Origin of the sequence: Diaphorobacter limosus, from assembly GCF_033100095.1 — a bacterium.
Lineage (GTDB): Bacteria > Pseudomonadota > Gammaproteobacteria > Burkholderiales > Burkholderiaceae_C > Alicycliphilus > Alicycliphilus limosus.
On the sequence record NZ_CP136921.1, the window covers coordinates 1,560,926 to 1,580,573 of the forward strand.

Consider the following 19,648-nt stretch of genomic DNA (forward strand, 5'->3'; position numbering starts at 1 on the left):
TCCGAATGTCTGAATACCACCAACCCGATGCCTCGGGCCACTTTGGCCCCTATGGCGGCAGCTTCGTCAGCGAGACGCTGACGCATGCCATCGATGAATTGCGCCAGGCCTATGCGCGCTACCAGCACGACCCTGAGTTCCTGGCCGAATTTCATTACGAGCTGGCACATTTCGTCGGTCGCCCCTCGCCCGTCTACCACGCCGCGCGCACCAGCCGCGAGATCGGCGGCGCGCAGATCTACTTGAAGCGCGAGGATCTGAACCACACCGGCGCGCACAAGATCAACAACGTCATCGGCCAGGCCATGCTGGCCCGGCGCATGGGCAAGCCGCGCATCATTGCCGAGACCGGCGCCGGCCAGCACGGCGTGGCCACGGCCACCATCTGCGCGCGCTACGGCCTGGAATGCGTGGTCTACATGGGCTCCGAGGACGTGAAGCGCCAAAGCCCCAACGTCTATCGCATGAAGCTGCTGGGCGCCACCGTCGTGCCGGTTGAATCCGGCAGCAAGACGCTCAAGGACGCCCTCAACGAGGCCATGCGCGACTGGGTGGCGAACGTGGACAACACCTTCTACATCATCGGCACCGTGGCCGGCCCCCACCCCTACCCGATGATGGTGCGCGACTTCCAGAGCGTGATCGGCCAGGAATGCCTGACGCAGATGCCGGCCATGCTGGCCGAGCAAAAAATTGCCGCCGAGCAGCCCGACGCCGTGGTCGCCTGCGTGGGCGGGGGCAGCAATGCCATGGGCATCTTCCACCCCTATATCCCGTTCGAGAACACGCGCCTGATCGGCGTCGAGGCCGCCGGCGAGGGGCTCGATAGCGGCAAGCATTCGGCCAGCCTGCAGCGGGGCAGCAGCGGCGTGCTGCACGGCAACCGCACCTTCATATTGCAGGACGAAAACGGCCAGATCACCGAGACGCACAGCATCAGCGCCGGCCTGGACTACCCCGGCGTCGGCCCCGAGCATGCCTGGCTGCAAGAGATCGGGCGCGCCGAGTACGTGGGCATCACCGACGCCGAGGCGCTGGCCGCCTTCCACCACCTGTGCCGCACCGAGGGCATCATCCCGGCCCTCGAATCCAGCCACGCCATGGCCTACGCCATGAAGCTTGCCAAGACCATGGGCCCCGATCAGTCCATCCTCGTGAACCTGTCCGGCCGCGGCGACAAGGACATTGGCACGGTGGCCGACCTGTCGGGCGTCGATTTCTATGACCGCCCCTCGATGCGGGGTTTGACCGTCAAGGGAGGGCCCGCTGCATGAGCCACCCACAACGCATTGCAAGCACCTTTGCCGAACTCCAGGCCAAGGGCCGCAAGGCCCTCATCCCCTATGTGACGGCCGGCTTCCCGTTCGCCGACATCACGCCCGCCCTGATGCACGGCATGGTCGAGGCCGGCGCCGACGTGATCGAGCTGGGCGTGCCCTTTTCCGACCCCATGGCCGACGGCCCGGTGATCCAGAAGGCGGGCGAAAAAGCCCTGGCCCTGGGCATAGGCCTGGCCCAGGTGCTGGACATGGTGCGCACCTTTCGCCAACGCAACGACAGCACGCCCGTGGTGCTGATGGGCTACGCCAACCCGGTGGAGCGCTACGAGCAGCGCCATGGCCAGGGCTCTTTTGCCCGCGATGCCGGCGCGGCTGGCGTCGATGGCGTGCTGGTCGTGGACTACCCACCCGAGGAATGCGAGCAGTTCGCCGCCGACCTGCGCGCCCACGGCATCGACCTGATCTTTTTGCTGGCCCCGACCTCCACACCCGAGCGCATGCAGCAGGTGGCCAAGGTCGCCAGCGGCTATGTGTACTATGTCTCGCTCAAGGGCGTGACGGGCTCGGGCGCACTCGACACCGCAGCGGTGGAGGCCATGCTGCCGCGCATCCGCGAGCATGTGAAGATCCCTGTCGGCGTGGGCTTCGGCATCCGCGACGCGGCCACGGCCCAGGCGATTAGCCGCGTGGCCGACGCAGTGGTCATAGGCAGCCGCATCATCGGCCTGATCGAAGACCAGCCGCACGAGCGGGTGGTTGGGGTCACCGTGGACTTCCTGCGCCAGGTGCGCAAGGCGCTGGACGCATAATTCGGGACGCAACCCCCTGAGCGGCTGCGCCGCTTCCCCCTTCTCTCGCGCGATGCGCGGGAAGGGGGACGCCGCCAGTGCGGCGGGGCGGCCCTTGCACGGCGGCCCTTGCACGGCGGCCCTCGCCCGGGTCGCGCCAGTTTCATAGGCTGCGGCGTAATGCGACGCAGCTTGGCAAATTCATACAAAGGAACACCCATGTCCTGGCTCGAAAAACTCCTGCCTTCCAAAATCCAGCAGACCAACGCCACCGAGCGTCGCCAGATGCCCGAGGGCCTGTGGACCAAGTGCCCCAGTTGCGAGACCGTGCTCTACAAGAGCGACCTGGAGCAGAACCAGAACGTCTGCCCCAAGTGCAGCCACCACCACCGCATCGGCGCGCGCGCGCGGCTCAATGCCTTTCTCGACGGCGAGGGCCGCTACGAGATCGGCCAGGAGGTGCTGCCCGTCGATGCGCTCAAGTTCAAGGACAGCCGCAAGTACCCCGAGCGCCTGAAGGAGGCGCTGGAGAACACCGGCGAGACCGACGCGCTCATCGTCATGGGCGGCGCGGTCAAGAGCATCAACCTGGTCGCCGCCTGCTTCGAGTTCGACTTCATGGGCGGCTCCATGGGCAGCGTGGTCGGCGAGCGCTTCGTGCGCGGCGTCGAGACCGCCATCGAGCAGAAGGTGCCCTTCATCTGCTTTACCGCCACCGGCGGCGCGCGCATGCAGGAGGGCCTGCTGTCGCTGATGCAGATGGCCAAGACCAACGCCGCCCTCACGCGCCTGGCCAAGAAGGGCCTGCCCTATATCAGCGTGCTAACCGACCCGACGATGGGCGGCGTCTCGGCCGGCTTTGCCTTTGTTGGCGACATCGTGATTGCCGAGCCCAAAGCGCTGATCGGCTTTGCCGGCCCGCGCGTGATCGAGTCCACCGTGCGCGTGACCCTGCCCGAGGGCTTTCAACGCGCCGAATTCCTGCAGACCAAGGGCGCGGTGGACTTCATCTGCGACCGCCGCGAACTGCGCGAGACCGTGGCGCAATGCCTGTCCATGCTGCAGCGCCTGCCTGCGGACGCCGTAGCATGATATGAAAATAATAGCTGTCAGCGCTTGCCCAGCAAGCGCTAGAAGCTATTTTGTTCAAATTTATTGGCCCATCATGACGCTGGCCTGCAAATGGCCCAGCACGATGGACAGCACCTGCAGCAGCACCAGCAGCACCAGCGGTGATAGATCAATGCCGCCCAGCAGCGGCACGACGCGCCGCACCGGTTGCAGCAGCGGCTCGCTCAGGCGGGCAATGACGTCGCTGATGGGTGTGCGCGTCTGCATCCACGACAAGATGGCATAGGCAATCAGCAGGCCCATCAGGCCCGACACGGTGACGCGCGCCAGACTGAACAGCGCCATCCACGGCAGCCAGGCCAGGCCCAGGCCTGCCCCCACCAGCAACCACAGAAGCAGGTACTGCACCAGCTGCAGCAAAAAGGCCGCAACCAGGCAAGACAAATCCCAGCGCCCCGCAGCCGGTATCAGCTTGCGCAGCGGCAGCACCAGCCAGTCGGTGAGAGCAAAGACCAGCCGCCCCACCGGGTTGCCAAAAGGCACGCGCTGCAACTGCATGTACAGACGCAGCAGACAGGCGCCGGTCAGCAGCCCGCTCACGACTTCAAGAAGATAGGAAATGATCTGAAACAGCATGGGGATCGACAAATGCATGCGCCCAACAAGCGCCACGGCGCCGACGGTGGCGCAGCGTGGGATGATAGCGAGGCTGCCTGGGCCCAACGCCATGCCGGATCCCCTGACATTGACATCGCTCCCGCTGTTCCCGCTGAACACCGTGTTGTTTCCGGGCGGCTTGCTGGCGCTGCGCGTGTTCGAGGTACGTTACTTGGACATGGTGCGCAAATGCCGACAGACCGGCTCTCCCTTTGGCGTGGTCACGCTCACAGCAGGGCAGGAGGTGCGCAGCGCCGCAGCCCCCGAGGAGCGGTTCCAGCCCCAGGGCACACTGGCCGTCATCGAACAGCTGCAGACGCCGCAACCCGGCCTGATCACCCTGCGCTGCCGCGGTACCGAGCGCTTTCACATCACGCAGCAACACCAGCTGCCCTACGGCCTGTGGCTGGCAGACGTACAGCAATTGCCCGACGACCCGCAGGTACCGCTGCCCGCCGACTTGCAAAGCCTTGCGGCCAAGCTGGGGCTGCTGCTGGCAGCGCAGCATCAGCGCGGCAGCACGCCTGGCCACCCCATTCCCCCCACGCCTGCGCAACTGCAGGACTGCGGCTGGGTCGCCAACCGCTGGTGCGAGCTGCTGCCCGTGCCGCTGGAACTGAAACACCACCTGATGACGCTGGACAGCCCGCTGTTGCGCCTGGAGCTGGTGGGCGATGTGCTGGAGCGCCTGGGAATTGCACCGTGAACATGGCGCGATCGAGCACCCACACACACGGCGGCTGGGTGGTTCCTGCCATACCCGGCCGGCCGGTCAACCCAGCCCCGGACACCTGGCATGCGCGAAAACCCTAAAATCGCCGGTTTGCCCCTTCTTGCCCGACGGCACCATGTCTGAACAAAACCAAGCCCCCATCCAGCCCCAGGACGAAAACCAGCTCATCGCCGAACGCCGCGAGAAGCTCAAGGCACTGCGCGCGGGCCAGGCCCAGGGCCGGGGTGTGGCGTTTCCCAATGACTTCAAGCCGCGGGACCACGCCGCCAGCCTGCAGCAGCGCTACGGCAGCCTCGCTGCCGAGGCGCTGGAGACGGAGAACATATCGGTCAGCCTGGGCGGCCGCATGATGCTCAAGCGCGTCATGGGCAAGGCCAGCTTTGCCACGCTGCAGGACGGTTCGCTGGGTGACACGGGCGGTCGCATACAGCTGTATGTGACACGCGATGCCGTCGGCGAAGAGGTCTACGCCGACTTCAAACGCTGGGATCTGGGCGACATCGTGGGCGCGGAGGGCCAGCTCATGAAGACCAAGACCGGCGAGCTGTCGGTCAAGGTGACCACCTTGCGCCTGCTCACCAAGAGCCTGCGCCCCATGCCCGACAAATTCCATGGCGTGGCCGACCAGGAGGTCAAGTACCGCCAGCGCTATGTCGATCTGATGACCGACGACGCCGCGCGCCGGCGCTTCGTGGCGCGCAGCAAGGCGGTCGGCTCGATCCGCAACTTCATGGTCGAGCATGGCTTCCTGGAGGTGGAGACGCCCATGCTGCACCCCATCCCGGGCGGCGCCAACGCCCGCCCCTTCGTTACACACCACAACGCGCTGGAGCAGGAGATGTTCCTGCGCATCGCCCCCGAGCTGTACTTGAAGCGCCTGGTGGTCGGCGGCTTCGAGCGCGTGTTCGAGATTAACCGCAACTTCCGCAACGAAGGTATCTCGGTACGCCACAACCCCGAGTTCACGATGATGGAGTTCTACGCGGCCTACTGGAACTACCGCGACCTGATGGACTTCACGGAACAGCTGGTACGCGACGCGGCGCTCAAGGCCACGGGTACGCTGCAACTCACCTATGGCGGGCGCGCCGTCGATCTGTCCCAACCCTTCCAGCGCCTGACGATTCGCGAGGCCATCTACCAGTACACCGAGGCAGGCGCCCATGTGGACGATGCCGCCTGGCTCATCGGCGCGCTGAAAAAGCTCGGCATGAGCGAGGAAAAGGATCGCCTGTCCACCCGCAGCCTGGCCAGCCTGCAGGTGCTGTACTTCGAGGAAACGGTGGAGGACAAGCTCTGGCAGCCGACCTTCATCATGGAACACCCGACCGAGATCAGCCCGCTGGCGCGCGCCAATGATGCCCGCCCTGAGGTCACCGAGCGCTTCGAGCTCTACATCACCGGCCGCGAGTTCGGCAACGGCTTCAGTGAGCTGAATGACGCCGAGGACCAGGCCGCACGCTTCAACGCCCAGGTGGCTGCCAAGGACAGCGGCGACGACGAGGCCATGTTCTTCGACCACGACTTCGTGCGCGCGCTCGAATACGGCATGCCCCCCACGGGCGGCTGCGGCATCGGCATAGACCGGCTGATGATGCTGCTCACCGACAGCCCCAGCATCCGCGACGTGATCCTGTTCCCGGCACTGCGCCGCGAGCAATAAGCCAGGACCCATGCTGGAGCGCCTGAAGACCCTGCTGCCGCCATGGATGCACGACTGGCTGGACATCATCGTGCCCGGCGTGCAGATCGCGCTCATCGTGCTGGCAGCGCTGCTGCTGCAGCATCTGGTGCGCCGCATCATCCGGCGCGCAAGCGACCACTACCAGTTTCCGCACGAGCTCCTCACCCCCATCAACGGCGTGGTGCGCTGGCTCATCCTGGGCGGCGCCGGCCTGCTGGCGCTGGAGCGCCTGGGGGTTTCGGCAGCGGTGCTGTGGACGGCCTTCACCAGCTTCGCCGCCGTCGGCGCCGTGGCCTTCTTCGCGGCGTGGAGCGTGCTGTCGAACCTGTTCTGTGCCTTCCTGATCTTCACCGTGGGGCCGTTTCGCGTGGGCGACCATATCGAGCTGCTGGACACGGCGGAGAAGCCCGGCGCCCTGGGCCGCGTGGTGGACATCAACCTGCTGTACACCACGCTGGAAGACGCCACGGCACCAGAGCCCGGCTCACTGCTGCAGATCCCCAATGCACTGATATTCCAGCGCGTGCTGCGCCGCTGGCCAGCGGGCGTTCCAGTGCCGCAGGGCAAGCTGCACCCTGTGCCGCCCAGTGGGGGTGCGGCAACCACGGAATCTGCCGCGGCACCCAAGGGTGCTAGTTTTCCCTGAGGCTTCCAGCTTCCGCAGGCGCAAACAGCCTGTCACAATCGGCGCCGCCGTAGCAAAAAAATGGCAGCAGCGCCAGCCTTGGTTTCCCTGTTGTCAACAAAATGCGCATGGTGAATCATGTCGGTCTTGATCGCAGGCCCCTACCCGGGGCCTGATGATTTTTCAGACCGCTTTACCCAAAGTTGGAGATCGTTTTATGAGCATTCCGTTTCGCATGCATTCCGTCGTCGCCGCACTGGGCCTGGCCAGCGCCGCTTTGTTGTCCACCGCGCATGCGCAGGTCAAGATCGCCATGGTGATCCCGGCCACCGGCCCGGTCACCCAGTACGGTGACATGATCAAGGAAGGCGTGAACACCGCCGTGGAGCAGGCCAACGCCGCCGGCGGCATCAACGGCAAGAAGATCGAACTCGTCACCGTGGACGATGCCTGCGAACCCAAGCAGGGCCCCGTTGCCGCCAACCGCGTGATCAACGACAAGATCCACTACGTGGTCGGCCCCGTGTGCTCGGGCGCAGCCATTGCCGCAGCGCCCATCTACAACAACGAAGGCGTGGTCGTCGTGACTCCGTCCGCCACCTCGCCCGCTCTGACCGAGGGCAAGAACTTCCACTTCATCTTCCGTACCATCGGCCGTGACGACCAGCAAGGCCCCGCCGCCGCCAAGTTCATCGCCGAGAAGATCAAGCCCAAGAAGGTCGCCATCCTGCACGACAAGCAGTCCTACGGCCAGGGCATTGCCGCCTCGGTGCGCGACGACCTGAAGAAGGCCGGCGTGAACGTAGCGCTGTTCGAGGGCATCAACGCCGGCGACAGCGACTACTCCGCCGTCATCACCAAGCTCAAGAGCGCTGGCGTGGACTTCGTCTACTACGGCGGCTACCACCCCGAAATGGGTCTGCTGCTGCGCCAGGCAGGCGAGCAGGGCCTGAAGGTCAAGCTGATGGGCCCCGAGGGCGTGGGCAACCCCGAGGTCAACGCCATCGCCGGTCCGGCCGTCGAAGGCATGTTGCTGACGCTGCCCGCCGACTTCTCCACCAACCCGAAGAACGCCGCCATCGTCAAGGCCTTCAAGGACAAGAAGCGCGACGCCGGTGGCGCCTTCCAGATGACGGCGTACGCCGCTGCGCAAGTCATCATCGACAGCATCAAGGCCGTGGGCGACAACCCCGCCAAGGTGGCCGATCACATGCACAAGGCCACCTTTGAGACGCCCCTGGGCCCCATCAGCTGGAACAAGAGCGGCGACCTGAAGTCCTTCGACTTCCAGATCTTCGAATGGCACAAGGACGGCAGCAAGTCCGTCGCCAAGTAAGTCCTTAGTCGCTGACACCCCGACGCCCTTCCCTCCAGGAGCCAGGCGATCGGGGTTTTTGCCGTTTTCTCCTGAGTCTGTGAAAAAATCTCCCGTGCTCGTTCTGAGCGCGGGGGCTTTTCACAGCCCCTGCGCGGCAGTCTTTTTTGTTCCCATCTCTTTATCGAGAGGCCCAGGATGTCTGAATTCCTGCCGCAGCTGATACAGCAGCTCTTCAACGGCCTGTCGCTCGGAGCGATCTACGCCTTGATTGCCATTGGCTACACCATGGTGTACGGCATCATCGGCATGATCAACTTCGCGCACGGCGAGATTTATATGATCGGCGCCTACGCCGGCCTGGTCACCCTGGCCGCCGTGGGCACACAAAGTGGCCTGCCGGTGGCCGTGCTGATTGCCCTGATGTTGTTGGTGGCCGTGCTGGTCACGGGCACCTACGGCTTCGTCGTAGAGCAGATCGCGTACAAGCCACTGCGCAATGGCCCGCGCCTGGTGGCCCTGATCTCGGCCATTGGCATGTCCATCTTCCTGCAAAACTGGGTGGCCCTGGGCCAGGGCGCGCGCGACATGGCCGTGCCCGCCCTGCTGCCCGGTGCGCTGCGCTTTGGCGACGAAGGCGGCTTCGAGATCTTCGTGCCCTATGCCCGCGTGCTGATCATCGCCGTCACCGTGGTGCTGATGATCGCCCTCACGCTCTACATCAGGCATTCGCGCATGGGCCGGGCATCACGCGCCTGTTCGCAGGACATGCACATGGCGGGCCTGCTGGGCATTGACGTGAACCGCGTGATCTCCTTCACCTTCATCCTGGGCGCGGTGCTGGCCGCCGTCGGCGGCGTGCTGATCGCGTTGGCAGTGGGCAAGCTCAACCCGTTCATCGGCTTCATCGTCGGCGTGAAGGCCTTCACCGCGGCCGTGCTGGGCGGCATCGGCTCAATTCCCGGCGCCATGCTGGGCGGAGTGCTGCTGGGCATCGCCGAGACTTTTGCCGCCGCCTATATTTCTTCGGAATACAAGGACATCGTGGCCTTTGGCCTGCTGGTGCTGATCCTGCTGTTCCGCCCCACGGGCCTGCTCGGCAAACCTGAAGTGGAGAAAGTCTGATGAGCGCCGCTATCACCTCCTCCGCCCGCCCGAGCTGGCGCCAGAACCTGGGCCACGCCCTTACCGCGACGGTGCTCACCGCCGTAGTGGTTACGCCGATTTTCGGCCTGCACCTGGAACGCGCGGGTGTGCGCACCATCATCACGCAGCACTGGAGCAACGTGGCCTGGGCCTGTTTGCTGGTGTTCATCGTCCAGATGCTGCGCCCCATGCTGGCCGGCAGCGGGGTGCGCCTGCCCTGGCCCAAACTTCCAGCCATTCCGGCGCGCCAGCGTGGCGTGTGGATCGCGGCGGCACTGCTGCTGGCGGTCATCTGGCCCTTCTTTGGCGGCCGCAATGCCGTGGACATTGCCACCCTGGTCATGATCTACGTGATGCTGGGCCTGGGCCTGAACGTGGTGGTGGGCTTTGCCGGCCTGCTGGATTTGGGCTTTGTCGGCTTTTACGCCGTGGGCGCCTACACCTACGCCCTGCTGTTCCACTGGGCCGGCTGGAGCTTCTGGGAGGCGCTGCCGCTGGCCGGTGCCGCGTCGGCGCTGTTCGGCTTTGTGCTCGGCTTTCCGGTACTGCGCCTGCGCGGTGACTACCTGGCCATCGTGACCCTGGGCTTTGGCGAAATCATCCGCCTGCTGCTGGTCAACCTGACGGACTTCACCGGCGGGCCGGACGGCATCTCCAGCATTCCCAAGCCCACGGTGTTCGGTCTGGAACTGGCGCGCAGCCCCTCGGTAGAGGGCGCCACCACCTTCCACCAGTTTTTCGGGCTGGAATTCAACTCCATGCACATGGTGATCTTCCTGTACCTGATGGCACTCACGCTGGCCGTAGTCACGCTGTGGATCTCCAACCGCCTGATCCGCATGCCCATTGGCCGCGCCTGGGAGGCGCTGCGCGAGGACGAGATCGCCTGCCGATCCCTGGGCCTGAACCCGATGAAGATCAAGCTCTCGGCGTTCACGCTGGGCGCCATGTTCGCGGGCTTTGGCGGCGCCTTCTTTGCCGCGCGCCAGGGCATCGTGAACCCCGAGTCGTTCACCTTCATCGAATCGGCGCTGATTCTGGCCATCGTCGTGCTGGGCGGCATGGGCTCGCAGCTGGGCGTGATCCTGGCTGCCATCTTGCTGACCGCACTGCCCGAGCTGGCGCGCGAGTTTGCCGAGTACCGCATGCTGATCTTCGGCCTGGTGATGATTCTGATGATGGTGTGGCGCCCGCAAGGCCTGCTGCCCATGCAACGCCACCACGTGGAGGTGAAGTGATGGCCGGTAGCGACAAAAATAGTTTCTTGCAGATCGAAGGCCTGAGCATGCGCTTTGGCGGTCTGCTGGCCGTCGATGGCATCGCCTTCGACGTCAAGGAACGCGAGATCTTCGCCATCATCGGCCCCAACGGCGCGGGCAAGACCACGGTGTTCAACTGCATCAGCGGCTTTTACCGCCCGACCACGGGCGCCATCCGCCTGCAGGGACGGGACATCGCCGGCCAGGGCAGCCACAGCGTGGCGCTGCACGGCCTGGTGCGCACCTTTCAGAACGTGCGCCTGTTCAAGCACATGACGGCGCTGGAAAACCTGCTGGTGGCCCAGCACCGCCATCTGTCCACCAACCTGCTCACCGGCCTGTTCAAGACCCGCGGCTATCGCGAAAGCGAAGAAAGGGCCTTGCAGAACGCACTGTTCTGGCTGGACTACATGGGCCTGCGCGAATTTGCCAACCGCGAAGCCGGCAACCTGGCCTACGGCCACCAGCGGCGTCTGGAAATCGCCCGCTGCATGGTGACCCAGCCGCGTGTACTGATGCTCGACGAGCCGGCCGCCGGCCTGAACCCGCAGGAAAAGAAGGACTTGCAGAGCCTGATCGAAAAGCTGCGCCAGGAATACGGCGTGGCCGTGCTGCTCATCGAGCACGACATGAGCCTGGTGATGGGCGTGTCCGAGCGCATCCTGGTGATGGAATATGGCCGCCCGATTGCGTTGGGCACGCCAGAGGCCATCCAGAAGGATGAACGCGTGATCAAGGCCTACCTGGGAGAAGAATGATGCAAGCCATGCTGGAACTGAAGGGCATCAGCACCCACTACGGCGCCATCTGCGCCGTGAACAACGTGAGCCTGCACGTCAACCAGGGCGAGATCGTCTCCCTCATCGGCTCCAACGGCGCGGGCAAGACCTCGCTGCTGATGACGCTGTGCGGCAACCCGCGCGCCAGCAGCGGCCAGGTGCTGTACGAGGGAGAGGACATCACCAACGCCCCCTCGCATCTGATCATGCGCAAGGGCATCGCCATCTCGCCCGAGGGGCGACGCATCTTCCCGGCGCTCACCGTGGTCGAAAACCTGCAGATGGGCGGCTTCTTCCAGTCCAAGGACGCGATCGCCGAGGGCATGGAATACGCCTTCAAGCTGTTTCCGCGCCTGAAGGACCGCGCCAACCAGCGCGCCGGCACCATGAGCGGCGGCGAGCAGCAGATGCTGGCCATTGGCCGCGCGTTGATGAGCAAGCCACGCCTGCTGTTGCTCGACGAGCCCACGCTGGGCCTGGCGCCGCTGATCATTGCGCAGATCTTCGAGATCATCCAGGCCATCCGCGCCCAGGGCGTGACGGTATTCCTGGTGGAGCAGAACGCCAACCGGGCGCTGTCGATTGCCGACCGCGGCTATGTGCTGGAGACGGGCCGCCTGGTGCTGGAAGACACGGGCGCCAATCTTCTGATCAACCCGGAAGTGCGCAAGGCGTATCTGGGGCACTGAGGACTCACCACAAGCGCCCCCAAAGCGGCCTTTGGCCGCTTTATTTATTTCTAGGCCAAAGCGCTTACCAGATAAGCGCTTGATGCTATAAAAATAACAGTAACTTCGGCACTTGGAGCATCCTCAACGCCGCCCCGGAAAATCTCTCCAAGTGCTCAGAACCTGTCTCGTGGGACAGACTGCTGAACAGAGGCTCGCATCCGCCACCGGGGCGAGGTCACCGTCCGTCAGTGTGCCTCCCCCGCCTCCGGCACATAAACCATCGACCCGTCCTTGAGCCGATAGGCCACGCCGGCCTTGGCGCCCTGGCCTTCGCCGATCTCGCCGCTGGCCTTGTAGTGGGCGACCTTCTGGCCGTCCTTGACGATGATTTCCATGTTGTCCTTGCCCGGGTTCTTGATGATGGTCACCGACTCGGTGCTGAACGGGTTGACCGAGCTGTTGGCCACGGCCAGCAGCAGCGCGGCGATGACGACCAGGAACACGTCGATCAGGTTGACGACCGAGAGGATGGGGTCGTCGGCCTCCAGGTCTTCCATCAGGCGCAGGCGGCTCATCGCGCACCCTCCAGGGCCATGACGGCCACCGGATCATGGTCGCGTTGGGGCTGGGGCGCGTCATGCTCTATCGCCGCCAGATCCACGGCGTACCAGCGCCGGCGCACGTTGACCACGGTGTAGCTGATCGATGCCGCCATGAGCGCCAGGATCACCGCCGAAAACGCCACCGTGAGGTTGCGCGACACGTCGGCCATCTGGCCGTCGGACAGCGCCATCAGCGCCGGGCCCATGGGGATCATGGTGGCCACCAGGCCCAGCATGGGGGCGATGCGCGTGGCAATGCGCGCGAACTCCATGCGCTTGGTGGCCAGGGCTTCGAGCTCGGTCAGCGTCATTTGGGGGTTGCGCGAGAGCGCTGCCGCTAGCTCAAAGCCGCCGGCCTGGCCGTTGTGGCGCTGCCAGGCCTGCCAGATGAAGGCGCCCAGGGCGTAGAAGGCGTGCACGAACAACAGGCCGATGAGGATGAGCACCGGCGTCAGAAACAGCTGGCTGGCGGAGTACATCGCCAATTCGATGGGATTTGCGGTCATGGTGGGGGGGGTAAGTGGTAAGTGGTAAGTGGTAAGTGGTAAATGGAAAGTGGTGAGTCGTAGATAGTGCGTGGTGCGTAGCCTTACTCCCTCCCCCTCTGGGGGAGGGTTGGGGTGGGGGCCAGCGGCGCTGATAAGTGAAAGGGAGATGCGCTAGCCGGCAGCCCCCATCCCCACCTTCCCCCAGAGGGGGAAGGGGCCAGAGCGGCGGCGCTGTTGCCAGGCACCGGCACAACTCACGCCAGCCAGCGCAACGGCGAACAGCAGCGTGGCGGGGTTGAAGGGCGGCAGCTCCTTGGGCTGGACCTTTTGCATGCGCATGCCGGTGACCATGGGCGGCGGCGGTGGCTCTGGCGGCGCGGCTTCGGGCTGGGCCTCGGCCTGCTCCTGGGGCTGCGCTGCAGCCCGGGCCGGCGCAGCGGCTGCGGCCGTGGCCTGCAGGCCAAAGCCGGCCTGGGCCGCGCCCTCGGCGACAAACTCGGAGAAGCGCGCGTTGTCGCTCTGCACGTCGTAGCGCTCGGACAGGTCGCGCCAGCGCTCCCTCAGCTCCTTCACCGTGGCGGCGTCGGCCTTCCAGTAGCCCTGGCGCGCGGCTTCGAGCATGCGCTCCATGGTCTGCGCCAGCGCGTGCGGGTTCTTGGACTCGAACCATTTCTTCAGGCCCAGCTTGTGCTTGTCGCGCACATAGACGTCGACCATCTCCTGCCACTGGTCGTCGCGCACGATCTCGCGTGCGGTGGCCGTCCAGCCCCAAAAATTGTTGGTCGCGTCCAGCACCTGCAGCGCGCCGGCGTAGCCCTCCTTCATCAGGCCCTGGATGTAGCCGGGGTGGAACTGGCGCGTGGCCAGCTCCTTGGCCAGGAACTGCGCCGCGCCCTCGACCTTGCCCGAGCCGCTGCCGCGCAGGTTGCTGATGTACAGTTCGGGCGCCTTGCCGTCCAGGTGACGCACGGCCATGGCGATGCCGCCCAGGTACTGGAAGGGGTCGTCGGTGGTCAGCATGCCGTAGAGGTTGGAGCTGCGCGAGAGCACCGCGCCCTCGGTGCCGCTCAGGTGCTCGGCGTACAGGTTCACGCCCTTGCCGCCCTTGCCACCTTTGCCGTCACCTACGCCCGCCACACCGGCCTGGCCCCATTCCTTCTCGTCCGGGCCGTAGGCGAACTGCATCTTCGACAGATACAGCTCGGCCATCTTGCGGTCGCCCTCTTTCTTGCCCTTCCAGGTGTCAGTGGCCTGCGTGGCCTCGTCCAGGCCGGTGCCGTAGCGCCCGCTCTCAGAGGCAAAAATGCGCGTGGCGCCGGCCATCTCGGCCGCCTTGGCGTCGGCCCCCTGGGCGATGAGCTTTTGCGCGATGCGCTGGGCGTTCTGCGCCACCGGGTTATCTATCTCTGTAGCACGAGACGCAAGCAACACGGCCTGTGCAAGCTGTTTCATCACATTGGGGAAATGGTCGCGGTACAGGCCGGTGGCCGACAGCACCACGTCCACGCGCGGGCGGCCGAGCTGCTCGCGCGGCACCAGTTTCACGCCGGTGACGCGCCCGCCCTTGTCCCACACCGGCTCCACACCCAAGAGCCACAGCGCCTGGGCCTCGAGCATGCCGAAGTGGCGCATGGTCTCGACCGACCAGAGCGTGAAGGTCAGCTTGGACGGCTGCTTGCCGTGCAGCTTCCGGTGCTCGGCCAGCAGGTTGTCGGCCGCCAGCTTGCCGGCCTCCCAGGCCTGCTTCGTGGGCACGCGCGAGGGGTCGAAGCCGTAGAGGTTGCGGCCGGTGGGGTAGGCATCGGGGTTCTTGATCGGGTCGCCGCCGTAGGAGGTGGGCAGGTAGCGGCCGGCCAGCACATCGAGCAGGCCCTTCAACTCGCCCTGCGCACCCAGGTTGTCGTAGGCCGTTTGGGCCTGCGCCAGGGCTTGCTGCAGGTCGGCGGGCAGGCCGGTCATGGGTTCACCGGCCACCACATGCTTTTGCAAGAGCTGGTACGGCACGGTCTGCGCCAGCTTGTCCCAGGGGCCAACCAGGGCCTCATCCAGGTCGGCCGCGCTCACGCCGGCATGCAGCGCGGCGGCTTCCCAGAAATTTTTGCCCAGCGTGAGCAGCACCGTGCCCAGGCGGTGCAGCTCCTCTGGCGCCTGGCCCAGGCGGTGCAGGCCCTGGGGCTGGGCGGTCTGCGCCAGCTCGTGCAGGTGGTTGTGCAGTTCATGAACAAAGCCGGCAAAGTCAGTTTTCACCCGCGCCTCGGTCCAGCCCATGTCGGCAATCACGCGCTCCTTGCGCGCGGCGGCCAGCAGGTCGGCGGCCATGCGATCTCGCACCGCGCCTTCGTCCTGCGCCTGCCACTGGTGCAGCAGGTCGTGCATTTGCGTCAGCGCGTCGTGCAGCCCCCCGGGGGCAAAGGGCGGCGTCTGGTGGCTGACGATGGTGGCGCGCCCACGGCGCTTGGCCTGCGTGGCCTCGCCGATGTTGTCTGCAATGTAGGGGTAGGCCACGGGGATGTCGCCCAGCGCCAGCAGCGGCGCGTCATGCACCGACAGGCCGCGCTCCTTGCCCGGCAGCCATTCCTGCGTGCCGTGCGTGCCAAAGTGCACCAGCGCGTCGTTCTTCTGACGCGTCCACAGATAGGTGGCCAGGTAGTGGTGCGGCGGCAGGTCAACGGTGGAGTGGTAGATCTCCTTCTCTTTGGCGCGCGCGTCAGTGCTGCCGGGGGCCGCTCCGCTGCGGCCAGGCTGGGGCAGCAGTGTCACCTTGCCCAGCTGCAGGCGCGGGATGATGAAGTAGGCCTGGCCGTTCTGGCGCAGCACCCAGGGGGATTTTTCGGGATCACCCCAAGCGCGGCGCAGCTCGTCCTGCGTGGCCTGGGGCAGGCTGGCCAGCCAGGCGCGGTAGTCCTTCACCGGCAGCAACTCAGCCAGGCCGTCGCGCAACAGCGGCTCCAGCAGCCCCGGGCGGTAGCTGGGCGCCAGCAGGCGCTGCAGCAGCGTGATGAGCATGGCCTCGTCGGGCGACTCGGTCTGGTAGCCGGCGCGTGCCATGGCGCTCAGGGTGTTTTGCAGGCTGCGCGGCACGTTCAAAAACGACGCGCTCAGGTTCTTCTCGCCGGCGGGGTAGTTCCAGAACATCACGGCGACGTTCTTGTCGGCATTGGGCGTGCGCTGCAGCTTGACCAGGTTGAGTGCCTTGGCGGCCACGGCGGCGGCCTGCGCGGCTATCGGCATGATCTGCTCGTCGCCCTTGCGCACGGCGGACGCGACCTGGATGTCGGTCACGCCGGCGTATTCGGCCTGCGCCAGGTAGAACGGCACGTCCATCGCCGCCACGCCCTGCCGGCTGGCGGCCCAATCCGCTTCGTCGCCACGGCGGTGCGTCATGGCCTGGATGACCGGGAACCCTAAGCGCTCGAATTCTTCGCGGCGCTCGTCGGCGTTCAGCATGATCTGCGTGTTGATCAGCACGTCGGCCAGCACGGGCGTGCCGGGGCCGCCGGGCTGCAGCACCTTGGCAAACCCGCCATCGCCCATCATGGGCGTGTAGAACGGCAGCGCCACGGCGCCGCCGGCCTCGATGCGCGCCACCATGTCGTCGATGTAGGCGGTCTGCATCGAGCCTATGTATTGCTGGTGCAGCGAAATGGCCACCACCGGCTTGCGCTGCGCGGCCTTCATTTCCACACCCTGGCCACGCAGAAAGGCCACGGGGTCGGCCATGACGGTGCCGGGCAGGCGCGGGTGGTAGATGCCGGTCTTGGGGAAGACCACCGGGTCGGGCGCCGCCGTCAGGGCGTTGCCGCCCTTGAGCTGCGCAGCCAGTGTGGCGAAGAAACCCTCGTAATTCTGCCGCCCGCCGCTGCCGTAGTAGGCAATCAGGCGCCGCGCCACTGCCTCGGGCAGGCCCCCGCCCCAGGCCGGCTGCTGGTCGTACAGCCAGGCGTTGGGTGCCTTCAGGGCCGGCAGCGCGCGCGTCAGGCGCGCACGCACCTCGTCTTGCAGATAGCTGTCGAAGAACACCGCGTCGCGTCCGGCCCACAGGCCGGCGTCCACATCGGCCGGCAGGCTGTTGATGTAGCGCACCTCGACGTCGATGCCGTGCGGCCGTGCAATCTCCTGCAGCTGGTGGAACTTGCCCTGCGGCACGTTGCCGGTGGCGACGAACAGCACCGACGCGGCGCGCGCCGCGCCGCCCAGCAGCAGCAACGCGGTGCACAGCAGCCAGCGCAGCTTTTGGTTTTGAAACAAATTGGCCTCCTGCGCCCTATTTATGAGCGCCAGCAGCTACTATTTTTATAGCTAACAAATCAGAAATCCAGACGTGCCGAAACAAAGACCCGGCGGCCCAGCTCGGCGTAGCCGAAGTTGGGCGACTTCTCGGCCAGGCGCACATTGCCCAGGTTCTCCAGGCCGGCGCGAAGATGAAGGTTTTGCGTGGCATTGAGCTTCATGGCGTAGCCCGCGCTGACGTTGAACAGGGTGTAGGCCGGCAGCTTGTTGCCGTAGTTCTCCTGGCTGCCGGTGTATTGCAGGCCCATGCGGGCGTCCCAGCCGCCGCGCTTCCAGGTCAGGTGCGAGGCCACGCTGGTCGTGGGCCGGTCGTTCAGGCGCTTGCCCGTGGCCTTGTCGCGCGTGTGCAGCAAGGTGGCATCGCTGCCCCAGGACAGCTGCCTGGAGAGCTGCAGGGTGAAGCCCGCCTCCAGCCCCTGGATGCGCGCGGCGTCGATGTTGTCGTACTGGTAGACGCGGCGTATGCCGATCTGCTGCAGCAGCTTGTAGGTGATCAGGTCCTTGACCTCGGTGTGGAAGGCCGTGGCGCGCAGCGACAGCGCGCTGCTGGCCTGCCAGTCGGCACCGATCTCCAGCGAGTTGGACGTCTCGGGCTTGACGTTGGCGTTGCCCAGGAAGCTGTGCGGCCCCTCGGCCCCGACGTAGTTGGGCGAGATCTGCTTGAGCGTCGGCGCCTTGAAGGCGTGGCCCCAGCCACCCTTGACGACGAGCTGCGGGCTGGCCTCCCAGACCAGGTAGGCGCGCGGGCTCAGCTCGGAGCCAAACAGGCCATGGTGGTCGGCGCGCAGGCCCAGGGTGGCCATCAGATTCGCGCCCAGCGAGAACTCGTCCTGCACGAACAGCGCCTTGTGCGTCACGTCGTCACGGCCGCCCTTCAGGCCGGCGTTGACCAGCTCCTCATTGCGCCATTCGCCGCCCAGGGCGATGTTGTGGCTGCCGCGGCGCAGCGTGACATGGCCGTCAACGACATCGTCCTGCATGTCCTGCGGGCGCGTCGGCGCCACGCCGTTGCTGCGGCTGTTGATGACGCTCATCTCGCTGCGGTAGGCGCGCAGCTGGGCCTTCAGGTCACCAAAGTCGCCCGTCCAGCCGACATGGGTCTGGCGCCGATCCAGGTCGTAGCGGTTGACATAGGCGCGGCCGGCGGTGTTCACGTCGTCGTACAGGCGCCGTTCCTGGCCGTCGCTGATGCCGGCCTGCAGGCGCTGGCTGGCCGTCAGGTCGAACTCGGCGTTCACGCCCAGGTTGCGCGGCCTGCGGCCTTCGACCTCGCTGTAGCGCAGGTCATCAATGTCTGGCGTGGGGTTACTGCGCGCGTACTCGGCGTTGACCGACAGGCGCGCACGCTGGCCCAGCGGGCCCGCGGCGTAGACCGAACTGCCGAACTGGCTGGCCGCGTCGCTCTTGAGGCCGGTGCCGCCGGAGACACCGATGGAGCCGCTCCAGTGATCCTTGGGCTTCTTGCTGATGACGTTGATCACCCCGCCCAGCGCCTCGGAGCCATACAGCGCCGACATCGGGCCGCGGATGATCTCGATGCGCTCGATGGCCGAGATTGGCAGCCAGCCGTACTGGTAGTCGGAGTGGCCGATCACGTCGTCGCTGGCGCTGATGCGCCGGCCGTCGATCAGCGTCAGCGTGTGCTTGCCCTCCAGGCCGCGCAGCGCCAGCGTCTTGCGCCCGCCCACCTGGCGCGCCTGCAGGGTGATGCCGGGCGCGCCGCGCACGGCGTCCAGCAGGTCGGTGGCGTTCTTCTCGGCCAGCTCTTCGGCGCTGATGACGGTGACGCTGGCCGGCGCGGTGCGCGCGTCCTGCTCGGTCATGGTGGCGGTGACGGTGACGGCGGGCAGGCCCTGGGCGGGCGCCAGGGCCAGGGTCTCGGTCTGCGCCTGGGCGGCGCCGGTCGCCAGCAGCAGGGCGGCCAGGGCCAGCGGATGGCGGCGGCAGGGTACGGCAAATGGGATACGCATGAACGTCCAGAAGTAAGAACCGCAGTGGCTGGACGCTGGCGCCGCAAGGGTGCGCGTGGGGCTGGGCGGAAAGTTGAAAAAACCCGATATCGACGCCAAGCACCAGACCGGTCAGCAGAGTGTTTTGCCCCCGGGACTTGCCTCCTGGAGTGGCGAACACGGCACCCACAGGCGGTGGCAGCGCGAAACTGGGCGGAAGTGTAAACGCAAGTCGTTCGCATTCGCATCAATATTTAAAGAAAATGCGACCGAATGATCTTTGTCAATAACGCCCAGGCGCGCTGCAGCCC

General features: G+C 65.9%; 16 protein-coding genes. 11 read left to right on the plus strand and 5 right to left on the minus strand.

Annotated elements, in window-relative coordinates; genetic code table 11:
• Positions 1 to 5: 5 nt before the first annotated feature.
• From trpB to accD, 3 genes are all read left to right on the plus strand, one after another.
• Complete coding sequence (gene trpB, locus P4826_RS07555; RefSeq protein WP_317703237.1) at positions 6 to 1,274, plus strand: tryptophan synthase subunit beta; 1,269 nt, start codon at positions 6 to 8, stop codon at positions 1,272 to 1,274.
• Positions 1,271 to 2,089, plus strand: a complete 819-nt coding sequence (gene trpA / locus P4826_RS07560; protein ID WP_317703238.1) for a tryptophan synthase subunit alpha — start codon at positions 1,271 to 1,273, stop codon at positions 2,087 to 2,089. The genes trpB and trpA overlap by 4 nt, the downstream gene beginning before the upstream one ends.
• 198 nt (positions 2,090 to 2,287) lie before the next feature.
• Positions 2,288 to 3,160 (plus strand): acetyl-CoA carboxylase, carboxyltransferase subunit beta, encoded by an 873-nt coding sequence (gene accD / locus P4826_RS07565; protein WP_317703239.1) that lies wholly within the window; start codon positions 2,288 to 2,290, stop codon positions 3,158 to 3,160.
• A gap of 60 nt (positions 3,161 to 3,220) precedes the next feature.
• Here accD and P4826_RS07570 read toward each other — a convergent pair whose 3' ends face one another.
• Complete coding sequence (locus P4826_RS07570) at positions 3,221 to 3,775, minus strand: YggT family protein (protein ID WP_317703736.1); 555 nt, start codon at positions 3,773 to 3,775, stop codon at positions 3,221 to 3,223.
• A 91-nt stretch (positions 3,776 to 3,866) separates the two neighbouring features.
• Between P4826_RS07570 and P4826_RS07575 the strand changes: the two genes are divergently transcribed.
• From P4826_RS07575 to P4826_RS07610, 8 genes are all read left to right on the plus strand, one after another.
• Positions 3,867 to 4,502, plus strand: coding sequence for an LON peptidase substrate-binding domain-containing protein (locus P4826_RS07575; protein WP_317703240.1), 636 nt, complete (start codon positions 3,867 to 3,869; stop codon positions 4,500 to 4,502).
• Between the two features lie 142 nt (positions 4,503 to 4,644).
• On the plus strand, positions 4,645 to 6,192 hold the full coding sequence (lysS, locus tag P4826_RS07580; protein ID WP_317703241.1) for a lysine--tRNA ligase: 1,548 nt from the start codon (positions 4,645 to 4,647) through the stop codon (positions 6,190 to 6,192).
• Positions 6,193 to 6,202: 10 nt separating this feature from the next.
• Complete coding sequence (locus P4826_RS07585; protein ID WP_317703242.1) at positions 6,203 to 6,859, plus strand: mechanosensitive ion channel domain-containing protein; 657 nt, start codon at positions 6,203 to 6,205, stop codon at positions 6,857 to 6,859.
• Positions 6,860 to 7,055: 196 nt separating this feature from the next.
• Complete coding sequence (locus P4826_RS07590; RefSeq protein ID WP_317703243.1) at positions 7,056 to 8,174, plus strand: branched-chain amino acid ABC transporter substrate-binding protein; 1,119 nt, start codon at positions 7,056 to 7,058, stop codon at positions 8,172 to 8,174.
• 177 nt (positions 8,175 to 8,351) lie between these two features.
• Positions 8,352 to 9,278: a high-affinity branched-chain amino acid ABC transporter permease LivH gene (livH, locus tag P4826_RS07595; RefSeq protein ID WP_317703244.1), complete on the plus strand. Its 927-nt coding sequence runs from the start codon at positions 8,352 to 8,354 to the stop codon at positions 9,276 to 9,278.
• Complete coding sequence (locus tag P4826_RS07600) at positions 9,278 to 10,537, plus strand: high-affinity branched-chain amino acid ABC transporter permease LivM (protein ID WP_317703245.1); 1,260 nt, start codon at positions 9,278 to 9,280, stop codon at positions 10,535 to 10,537. The genes livH and P4826_RS07600 overlap by 1 nt, the downstream gene beginning before the upstream one ends.
• The gene (gene livG, locus P4826_RS07605) at positions 10,537 to 11,316 is read left to right on the plus strand and encodes a high-affinity branched-chain amino acid ABC transporter ATP-binding protein LivG (protein ID WP_317703246.1); all 780 of its coding nucleotides are present in this window, start codon (positions 10,537 to 10,539) and stop codon (positions 11,314 to 11,316) included. Before P4826_RS07600 ends, livG begins: the two co-directional genes overlap by 1 nt.
• Positions 11,316 to 12,026, plus strand: coding sequence for an ABC transporter ATP-binding protein (locus P4826_RS07610; RefSeq protein ID WP_425605259.1), 711 nt, complete (start codon positions 11,316 to 11,318; stop codon positions 12,024 to 12,026). The genes livG and P4826_RS07610 overlap by 1 nt, the downstream gene beginning before the upstream one ends.
• Positions 12,027 to 12,253: 227 nt before the next feature.
• Here the strand turns inward: P4826_RS07610 and P4826_RS07615 are convergent, their stop codons facing one another.
• The 4 genes from P4826_RS07615 to P4826_RS07630 all read right to left on the minus strand — a co-directional run bounded on the left by P4826_RS07615 (position 12,254) and on the right by P4826_RS07630 (position 19,358).
• The gene (locus P4826_RS07615) at positions 12,254 to 12,583 is read right to left on the minus strand and encodes a DUF2149 domain-containing protein (RefSeq protein WP_317703248.1); all 330 of its coding nucleotides are present in this window, start codon (positions 12,581 to 12,583) and stop codon (positions 12,254 to 12,256) included.
• Entirely contained in the window at positions 12,580 to 13,116 is a 537-nt protein-coding gene (locus P4826_RS07620; protein ID WP_317703249.1) for a MotA/TolQ/ExbB proton channel family protein, read from the minus strand. Before P4826_RS07620 ends, P4826_RS07615 begins: the two co-directional genes overlap by 4 nt.
• A gap of 153 nt (positions 13,117 to 13,269) precedes the next feature.
• Complete coding sequence (cobN, locus tag P4826_RS07625; protein WP_317703250.1) at positions 13,270 to 17,346, minus strand: cobaltochelatase subunit CobN; 4,077 nt, start codon at positions 17,344 to 17,346, stop codon at positions 13,270 to 13,272.
• Between the two features lie 59 nt (positions 17,347 to 17,405).
• Positions 17,406 to 19,358 (minus strand): TonB-dependent receptor plug domain-containing protein, encoded by a 1,953-nt coding sequence (locus P4826_RS07630; protein WP_317703251.1) that lies wholly within the window; start codon positions 19,356 to 19,358, stop codon positions 17,406 to 17,408.
• Positions 19,359 to 19,648: the final 290 nt, after the last annotated feature.